The following is an 8583-nucleotide window of genomic DNA, read 5'->3' on the forward strand; positions in this document are numbered from 1 at the left end:
ACAGGTCGCGCAGGAAATCAAGGGGCGCTTTGACGAGTTCAAAGAGAAGAATGATAAACGCTTTGAGGCGATCGAGGCTGAAAAAGGCAAACTGGCCGGTCAGGTCGATACCCTGAACGGCAGGTTGTCTGAGCTGGATACCCTGAAAACTGAGCTGGAAGAAGAGCTGGCTGGACTGAAACGCCCGGCGGGCGGCACCAACAGCAAAGCGGTGAATGAGCACAAAGCCGCCTTTGGCCAATTTATCCGCAAAGGTAAGGAAGACGGGCTGGCCGAACTGGAACAAAAGGCGATGCAGACCACGACCGATCCCGATGGCGGCTATGCTGTGCCGGAAGAGCTGGATCGCAATATCATTACGGCACTGCGTGATGAAGTGGTTATGCGTCAGGAGTGTAATGTTGTCACCGTGGGTTCACCTAACTTTAAACGTTTGGTTAATCAAGGCGGAACTAACAGCGGCTGGGTTGGTGAAGTGGATGAACGCCCTGAAACCAGCACCTCAAAATTAACCTCTATTGAGCCAACCTGGGGTGAAATTTACGGCAACCCAGCAGCAACGCAAACCATGCTTGATGATGCTTTCTTTAATGTTGAGCAATTTATCACGGGTGAACTGACTATTGAATTTGCTGAGCAAGAAGAAGCTGCGTTCACTAACGGCAATGGTGTTAAAAAGCCAAAAGGCCTATTAGCGTATGGCAGTGATGACAAAGCAGACAAAGATCGTGACTGGGGTAAATTGCAGCACTTGTTACTGAAAAAGCCGACAGAAGTCACAGCAGATGAAATTATGAAACTGATTTACACCATGCGTAAGGTGTATCGCTCAGGCTCTAAGTTCATGATGAACAACAATACCTTGTTTCAGGTTCGTACGCTGAAAGATGCCCAAGGCAACTACTTATGGCAACCGGGCTTGCAATTAGGCCAACCTTCCGCGTTGTTAGGCTATGGCATTGCTGAAAATGAACAGTTTTCTGATGTCGTTGCTGAATCAACCCCAATTGCATTTGGTAACTTCAAGCGTTGTTACACCATTCTCGACCGCATTGGTGTTCGCATGTTGCGTGACCCGTACACACACAAACCATTCGTGCATTTCTACACCACTAAGCGCGTGGGTTCAATGTTAGTGGACAGTAACGCGGTGAAGCTGCTGAAAGCCGCGGGTGGTAAGTAAGTCTCATCTTCGGGCGGCTTCGTGCCGCCCTGTTATAGGGGGAACTATGGCATTACCCACGATTGAAGAGCTGCGGTTGCAGTGCAAAGTGGATGAAACACAAGATGATGAATTGCTGTTGACGTATCTCACGGTAGCCAGAGAGAAGGCAGAAAACTATCTGAACCGTCGACTGTATGAGGATGCCGTACCGGACACCGATCCCGACGGTATGTTAATCACACCACTCATTAAACTGGCGCTAATGTTAGCCGTGGGGTTTTGGTACGAACATCGTGAACCCAACGTATTAGCGAGTGGATTTAAAGAGCTGCTTAATGATTATCGTATCAGGCCGATGAGGGGGAAATGATGCAGGCAGGCAGATTACGCCACCGTATCCTGTTACAAAACTTCACCCAGATCAAATTACCGTCAGGCCAACGCATGCAGGAATGGCAGGATGTCGCCACGGTCTGGGCGGAGGTCAAACACATCAGCGGGCGGGAATTGCTCGCCTCGGGGGCGGAATTGCCCGAAACCACGGTACGTGTCTGGCTGCGTTACCGCTCGGACGTCACCAGTGCATTTCGTATGGTGTTCAGGGGGCAGATCTATGATATTCAGGCGGTTATTCCTGACCCGAAACGCACCCAGCTTGAACTGCTATGCAAGCAGGGGGTGAAGGCATGATTGATACAAGTCTGGATTTTTCCAGCTTGCAGGATATCGCCCGGGATTTGGAGGCACTCAGCAGGGCGGAAAATAACCAGACACTGAGAAAAGCCATGTATGCCGCAGCGTCACTACTGCGCGATGAGGTGCGAGTCAAAGCACCGAAACGCACAGGCAAGCTGAGCCGCAACATTGTAGCCTCCAATCGGCGAACACAAAACGGCGAAGCGTCCGCGGGGGTGTATGTCAGAGGCTCAAACGCTAAAGGCACCAACAGCGACACCACAATGAAAAAGGATGATCCTCGCAATGCCTATTACTGGCGCTTTCTGGAAAACGGGACGTCAAAGATGGCTGCGCAGCCGTTTATCCGTCCGGCGTTTGATGCGAAATCCGATGAAGCGGCCGAATTTGCAATGAAACGGTTGAATCAGGCGATTGATGAGGCGCTGTCAAAATGAAAGAAGCTGACATTTTCCCACTATTGATGCCGATATTGCCGGAGAAAGTCTTTCCTTATGTTGCGCCACAATCCGAACCGCCCGTCAAGCCGCCGTGGTGTGTATTTTCACTCTACAGTCTCGATCAGGATGTCCTGAACGGGCAAGCGGAACGCCTCACTACCTTGCAAATTGATGTTTATGCTAACAACATTGATGAGGCGCGGGAGATACGAAGCAAAGCGAGGTCAGCTATTGCCGGACTCTATCCCACACAATTGAGTGAAACCCACAGCTACGAACCCGATACGGCATTGTACCGCGCCACGCTGGAATGCCAGCTCTGGCAGTAATCAACCCTTTTCCCCGACCGTCTGCGGACGGTTTTTTTATTTCTGGAGGATCCCATGTCAAGTAAGTATGAAAAATCACAGGGCACGAAAGTGAGTATTTCGGCCAATCCTGCCACTGAGGCTAACCCGGCTAATGCTGTCTGGCAGGCGATTGACTGCACCACCAAGGAGATTAGTTATACCGGCGGACAGAAGAGTGACATTGAGGTCACCACCCTGTGCTCCACTGAGCAGGAAATGACTAACGGTCTCGCCGCACCGGGGGAAATTACCCTGTCCGGTAACTGGTCAGCCGATGAGGCAGGACAGAATACGTTGCGTCACGCCTACGATACCGATGAACTCCATGCGTTTAAGGTCGAGTTCCCCACCGGTAATGGTTATGCCTTTCTGGCCGAGGTACGGCAAAACTCATGGAGTGTCGCCACCAGTGGCGTAGTGACCGCGTCGTTTACCTTGCGACTAAAAGGCAAGCCGGTTCCCCTGAAACCCACATCATTAACCAAAAACACCCCACAAGGATAAGATCATGGCAAGACTGAAAAAAACCGACCTGCGTGCGCTGGCTTTAGCCCCGAATGCGGGTTTTCGCAGTAAGACCGTCACCGTACCGGAATGGGGCGATGTGACTGTCACACTGCGTGAACCGTCGGCGGGGGCGTGGGAACTCTGGCAGTCCATTATTACCCCGAAGGAGGAAGAGGAGCAAGCTCTCTCGGCGGCGGAAAGAACCCACCGTAATATTCGCGGGGATGTCGTGATGTTTATTGACGTACTGCGGGATGAAGAGGGTGAAGCCGTCTTTACGCACGAGGATATCGAGATCGTAGCGGGTATTTATGGTCCCGTCCATACCCGTCTGTTACAGCAGGCACTGGAACTCATGGTCTCACAGGCGGAGGCAGAAAAAAAGTCAAAAACCGCGCCACGTTCTTCATGATGACACTGGCGTTGCGGCTCGGTAAAACCCTGCATGAGTTACAACGGGAGATGAGCGCCAGTGAGTTGTTGTGCTGGCTGGAATATGACCGGCTGAGTCCGTTAGGGGATGAGCGGGGTGATATTCAGGCCGCTCAAATTACCGCCGCGGTGTACCAGTCACAAGGGGGCAAAGTGGCCTTGCGTGATGCTCTGTTGCAATGGGGGGAGCCGGAAGCTGAACCTGACCGCTCCTCCGGTCTGGAAGACTTTTTATCTAACCTGTCTTGAGTGATTTTCTATGGCTAAACTGCGTGAACTGATTATTAAAATTTCAGCCAATTCGGCATCATTTCAGGCTGAGATTGCCCGCGCCTCACGGATGGGGGCGGATTACTACCGGGCAATGGAGAAGGGCGGTCGTCAGGCGGCTGCCGCCACCCGTGACAGCCAGCAGGCACTACGGGAGCTGAATAACCAATTACTTTCAGCCAGAAATGCCGCAACCGGCATGGCAGGTGCCTTTGCCGGGATGTTTGCCACTGGACGACTTATCAGCATGGCAGACAATTACAATTCCCTGAATGCGCGTATCAAGCTGGCGACAACCTCCGTAGAGGATTTTACCCATGCGCAGCGTGAATTAATGCGGATTAGCCAGTATACCGGCTCAACCTTTGAATCCAATGCTGGCCTGTTTTCCCGTGTGTCCAGTTCCCTGCGTGAATACGGTTATTCGACCAAAGATATCTTGTCCCTGACGGATGCACTGGCAACTGGCTTGCAAGTGTCCGGCGCGTCTGCGGAGGAAACTTCATCCCTGATTGTCCAGTTATCACAGGCGCTGGGGCGCGGCGTACTTCGGGGGCAGGATTTTAACTCCGTGGCGCAGTCCGGCCAGCGGATCATGAAAGCCCTGTCCGATGGGCTGGGGGTCGCCCAAAAAGACCTGAAACAACTGGCAGATGCGGGCGAGCTGACGACACCCAAAATTGTCCCCGCCCTGATCGGGCAATTGCAGACCCTGCACCAAGAATTCGATTCGATGCCGAACAGCGTGAGTGCAGCTTCAACCCGCGTCACGAATGCGTTTCAGCAGTGGGTGGGGGAAGTCAATCAGACAAGCGCAGTCACGGCAACCTTATCTGGGGCGCTGGATGGGGTGGCGAAAAATATTGATACTGTTGCCGCAGCGGGCGGGATACTGGTAGCGGTCGGAGCGGCACGTTTCTTCGGCAGCATGACTTCCGGCGCGGCAACAGCCACAGGTAACATTTGGAAAACCTACCGTGCTGAGGTGAGTTTGGCGGACGCTCAGGTCAAGGGCGCTCAGATCTCAACCGCCAGAGCACGGGCAGCGCTCTATCGGGCACAACAGGCACTGGTGGCCGCAAAGAATGCCGGCACACAGGCGCTGGCTGAAATCCGGCTAACACAGATACAGGCCAGCCTTAAGCGCAATATTGATGCCCGAACAGCGGCACAAAATCGATTGAATAGAGTCACGTCGATGGGTTCCAGAATGACAGGAGGGCTTTTGGGGCTTGTTGGCGGTATACCTGGTTTAGTGATGCTGGGTGCGGGCGCGTGGTACGCAATGTACCAGAATCAAGAGCAAGCGAGGCTGTCAGCGCGTGAGTACGCGAACACTATCAGAGAAATCCCGGAAAAAATCCCCAAAATGTCTGCATCAGAACTCAGTGACAACCAAATAAAAACTGAGGGGGCATTGAAAGAACAAAAAAGACAGGTATCTGAACAAGAAGAAAAAGTGCGCTCTTTGAAAAGTCAGATTGCTGGATTGAGACAAATACTATCTAAGCCAGGGATTATGATGGGTGATTATATGTTGAATCACCTCATGTCTCAAACAGAGGCAACTCAAAAGCTTCATGGTGCGCAGTTGCAACTTATGGCAGAGGAAGAAAGGTTAGGGCAACAACAAAATCACCTCGCCACTATTCAGGAGACTTTGAATACAATCGTTCTCAGGCGTATTGATTCACTCAAGCAAAAAGTAGCAGAGGAGGCCGCAGCCCACCAGTCTTTGCTGATGATGAATGCTGCTCATAGCGAATTTAACCGCCTGATGAAGGAGGGTAATCGACTACTTTCAGAGCGTGAGATAACAAATGTTGCTATCCCACTCCAAATTCCTCAGGCACCTCTGGACGACAAACAAGCAGATTTTCTTAAGAAATCTGAGCGTGACCTTGAGCTTTCAAAATTGCAGGGTGAGGCAAAAGTCAGACGGCAGGCGGAATTTGCCGCCGAAGATCAGCGGTTAAATACGCCACAGCATCATGATAATTATCAAAAATACATCAATAATACGATAGACGCATATCAAAATGGCGAAAAGGCTAAAGCAGCGCAGGCGGCGGCGTCAAAAGCCGCGAGTGATGCCGCAAAAGCCGCCCGCGAAGCCGCCAGTGCGCAGGAAAGCTACCGTAATAAAGTGGCTGACCTGAACCGTGAAATCCAAGTCGAACAGGTGCGGATGAAGGAGGGGGAGGTTGCCGCGTCACTCTTTGCCGCCTCGATGGAAATCGGCGCCAAATACACAGGGCAGCAACGTGAAGAACTGCTCCAGCTTAGCAAAGCTAGCATTCTGGCTAAACAGCGCACCCAAGATCTGCATGACGCCATCGAGTCCGACCCGTACCGCAAGGCCGCACATGCCCGTTTAGAAGCCGAAAAACAGTTGCAGCGCCAGATGGCGGACATGGCTATTCAAAGCGCCGAAGAGGTTGAGCGCCGTAAACAGGAGATTGCGGCGAAATACCTAGGCAGCGTCGCGGAAGCCCGGCAGCGTTATGCCGTTTCGCCTGTGGCGGAATTGGTGGGTAACGTTGATCCTCTGCAAGACCTGCAAAACCAGCTAGCAAAACGCAAGGCATTGATTCAGACCTACGCGACCGAGGAATTTATCACCGAACAGCGCAAAAATGAGCTGTTGATAGCCGCTGATAATGAAACCAATCAGCGTCGCTATGAGGCCGCCATGCAATTGTATTCTGCTCAGGGACGGATGCAGAAAATGGCAATGGATTTGTTTAATGCCACCAAAGAGCGTATGAGCAACATGATGACGGGCATGTTAACAGGTACACAATCATTTAAGGACGGAATGATAGGCCTATTTTCCTCTCTGACGCAAAGTATTATCCAAAACCTGATTGACATGGCGGCGCAGGCCATATTAACCAATAGCGTATTAAAAGGGATGATGGGGATGGGGGGCACAATGGCAGGTGTGGGAGGTTCTGTAATAGGAGCAGTGACTAATACAGGGGCATTGGGAATGTCCACCAGTTGGCGTGATTTTATCCCGAAGAATGCCAAAGGGAATGTATACACTTCACCTAGTCTGAGCGCGTATAGCAATCAGGTTGTCAGTACGCCAACTTATTTTGCTTTTGCGAAAGGGGCAGGGTTGATGGGGGAAGCGGGTCCCGAAGCTATCATGCCGCTTAAGCGTAGTGCAGATGGCTCACTCGGTGTTCGGGCTATCTTCCCTACCGGAAATATGGGCGGTGCACCGAATATTCAGGTCTATATCACAGATTCAGGCGGTAGAAGCCAGATTGCCAATGGTGCCGATGCGGCATTTGGTGAAAGTCTGGCGCGGGCATTCACTCAGGTCTATCAAGCTGAACGGGATAAAGATCTGCGTCCGGGCGGGGCGATTTTTAGAGCAGTCAGGGGGCGATAATGGAAATCTTTCATTGGAGTCCCCGAACGAGCGCCTCTTCAACGGTGAATTTTGCTATCCGAAAGGCTCAGTTCGGGGATGGCTACACGCAGGTATCAGGGGATGGTATCCATCCCCGCAGTCAAAAATGGACAGTGGATTTTATCGGTAAGGAATCTTATGTCCGTGCGATTCTGGAGTTTTTAGATCGTCATCAGGGTCACCAGTCGTTTATCTGGACACCCCCCCTCTCTGACAAAGGGTTGTATCGCTGTGAAGGCTACAAGACTAGTGCATTGGGCGGTAACAAATATTCATTATCGGCGGAATTTATTCAGGCGCATCATCCCTAGGAGGAATCATGTTTAGCACAGATATCCAAAAACTGGAGCCGGGTAATACTATCCGGCTATATGAAGTGGATGGAACCGCGTTCGGCGCAGAACATCTGCGCTTCCATGCTTACGGCATCCCTCTTACCTCCGCTGAGATTGAGACAGCAAAGGATCATCCTGATAAATCCAAACCAAAATCCATCTGGTGGCAGGGAGAAGAGTATGGTGCGTGGCCTGTTAAAATAGAGGGGCTGGAGATGTCCAGCGACGGACAGTCAGCCCATCCGAAATTAACTATCGCTAACCTCAGTGGGGTCGTGACAGCACTTTGTTTGCAATTTGATGACATGGTACAGGCTAAGGTAACGATCCACGATACCTTTGTGCATTATTTGGATGCCCGCAATTTCCCAGAGGGGAACCCGACCGCCAACCCCGAACAGGAGCGGAAACAGGTTTTCTATGTTGATCGAAAAGAGTCAGAAACAGACGTGTCGGTCACATTCGAGCTAGCCAGCCCTGCTGATTTAGAAGGACTCAGAATACCCACGCGACAAATCCATAGCTTGTGCACATGGTGCTCGCGGGGCTGGTATCGCACAGGGAAGGGCTGTGATTATGCCGGAAACCGTTACTTTGATGAAAACGATAATCCGGTTGATGATCCCAGTAAAGACAAGTGTTCCGGCTTACTCAGGGCGTGTAAATTACGATTCGGTGAAGATGAATCTTTACCATTTGGCGGCTTTCCCGGTGCTGCATTAATCAGGCGGTGACGATGCGTGACAATACACTACAGGCAATATTTGCCCATGCAAAAGCCGAATATCCCAACGAATGTTGCGGCGTGATTGCTCAAAAAAGTCGTGTAGAAAAATACTTTCCTTACGCGATGCTCGACTTTTAGGGTGAGTTGAAATGACATAGCCGCTCCTTTATAACTTTAAGTCGTCAAAAATAGAGAAATAAAGGAACAAAAGGCTATGTCACAGCAAGATTTTATCAT

11 protein-coding genes and 1 pseudogene are annotated in these 8583 nt (G+C 51.2%); all 12 read left to right on the plus strand.

The annotated features are described in order from the left end of the window. Window positions 1-1183 (plus strand): phage major capsid protein (locus Xedl_RS18475; protein WP_074025199.1); only part of this gene is annotated, 1183 nt, incomplete at its 5' end. 46 nt (window positions 1184-1229) lie between these two features. After that, complete coding sequence (locus Xedl_RS18480; RefSeq protein WP_074025200.1) at window positions 1230-1535, plus strand: head-tail connector protein; 306 nt, start codon at window positions 1230-1232, stop codon at window positions 1533-1535. Next, window positions 1535-1855 carry a phage head closure protein gene (locus tag Xedl_RS18485; RefSeq protein ID WP_074025201.1) on the plus strand — a complete coding sequence of 107 codons (321 nt, stop codon included), beginning with the start codon at window positions 1535-1537 and terminating at the stop codon, window positions 1853-1855. The genes Xedl_RS18480 and Xedl_RS18485 overlap by 1 nt, the downstream gene beginning before the upstream one ends. Next, window positions 1852-2298 carry an HK97-gp10 family putative phage morphogenesis protein gene (locus Xedl_RS18490; RefSeq protein WP_074025202.1) on the plus strand — a complete coding sequence of 149 codons (447 nt, stop codon included), beginning with the start codon at window positions 1852-1854 and terminating at the stop codon, window positions 2296-2298. The genes Xedl_RS18485 and Xedl_RS18490 overlap by 4 nt, the downstream gene beginning before the upstream one ends. After that, window positions 2295-2630: a tail completion protein gp17 gene (gene gp17, locus Xedl_RS18495; RefSeq protein WP_074025203.1), complete on the plus strand. Its 336-nt coding sequence runs from the start codon at window positions 2295-2297 to the stop codon at window positions 2628-2630. Before Xedl_RS18490 ends, gp17 begins: the two co-directional genes overlap by 4 nt. A gap of 54 nt (window positions 2631-2684) precedes the next feature. After that, entirely contained in the window at window positions 2685-3155 is a 471-nt protein-coding gene (locus tag Xedl_RS18500; RefSeq protein ID WP_074025204.1) for a phage tail tube protein, read from the plus strand. 1 nt (window position 3156) lies between these two features. After that, complete coding sequence (locus tag Xedl_RS18505; RefSeq protein WP_143187480.1) at window positions 3157-3570, plus strand: phage tail assembly chaperone; 414 nt, start codon at window positions 3157-3159, stop codon at window positions 3568-3570. Next, entirely contained in the window at window positions 3567-3839 is a 273-nt protein-coding gene (locus Xedl_RS18510) for a phage tail assembly protein T (RefSeq protein WP_074025206.1), read from the plus strand. Before Xedl_RS18505 ends, Xedl_RS18510 begins: the two co-directional genes overlap by 4 nt. A gap of 10 nt (window positions 3840-3849) precedes the next feature. Continuing rightward, a complete protein-coding gene (locus Xedl_RS18515; RefSeq protein ID WP_074025207.1) occupies window positions 3850-7263 on the plus strand; it encodes a phage tail tape measure protein in 3414 nt (1137 codons plus the stop codon). After that, window positions 7263-7595: a phage tail protein gene (locus Xedl_RS18520; RefSeq protein WP_074025208.1), complete on the plus strand. Its 333-nt coding sequence runs from the start codon at window positions 7263-7265 to the stop codon at window positions 7593-7595. The genes Xedl_RS18515 and Xedl_RS18520 overlap by 1 nt, the downstream gene beginning before the upstream one ends. A gap of 5 nt (window positions 7596-7600) precedes the next feature. Then, the gene (locus tag Xedl_RS18525) at window positions 7601-8353 is read left to right on the plus strand and encodes a phage minor tail protein L (RefSeq protein WP_208605090.1); all 753 of its coding nucleotides are present in this window, start codon (window positions 7601-7603) and stop codon (window positions 8351-8353) included. Window positions 8354-8355: 2 nt separating this feature from the next. Next, window positions 8356-8463: pseudogene (locus tag Xedl_RS25970) on the plus strand (Mov34/MPN/PAD-1 family protein); the annotation flags it as partial. Window positions 8464-8583: the final 120 nt, after the last annotated feature.

It is taken from the genome of Xenorhabdus eapokensis, assembly GCF_001908105.1.

What these genes read in the sequence shown, in the direction of transcription:
- gp17 (WP_074025203.1), top strand. Translation starts at nt 2,295, where the DNA reads ATGAAAGAAGCTGACATTTTCCCACTATTGATGCCGATATTGCCGGAG.
- Xedl_RS18500 (WP_074025204.1), top strand. Translation starts at nt 2,685, where the DNA reads ATGTCAAGTAAGTATGAAAAATCACAGGGCACGAAAGTGAGTATTTCG.
- Xedl_RS18515 (WP_074025207.1), top strand. Translation starts at nt 3,850, where the DNA reads ATGGCTAAACTGCGTGAACTGATTATTAAAATTTCAGCCAATTCGGCA.
- Xedl_RS18490 (WP_074025202.1), top strand. Translation starts at nt 1,852, where the DNA reads ATGATTGATACAAGTCTGGATTTTTCCAGCTTGCAGGATATCGCCCGG.
- Xedl_RS18480 (WP_074025200.1), top strand. Translation starts at nt 1,230, where the DNA reads ATGGCATTACCCACGATTGAAGAGCTGCGGTTGCAGTGCAAAGTGGAT.
- Xedl_RS18520 (WP_074025208.1), top strand. Translation starts at nt 7,263, where the DNA reads ATGGAAATCTTTCATTGGAGTCCCCGAACGAGCGCCTCTTCAACGGTG.
- Xedl_RS18485 (WP_074025201.1), top strand. Translation starts at nt 1,535, where the DNA reads ATGCAGGCAGGCAGATTACGCCACCGTATCCTGTTACAAAACTTCACC.
- Xedl_RS18510 (WP_074025206.1), top strand. Translation starts at nt 3,567, where the DNA reads ATGATGACACTGGCGTTGCGGCTCGGTAAAACCCTGCATGAGTTACAA.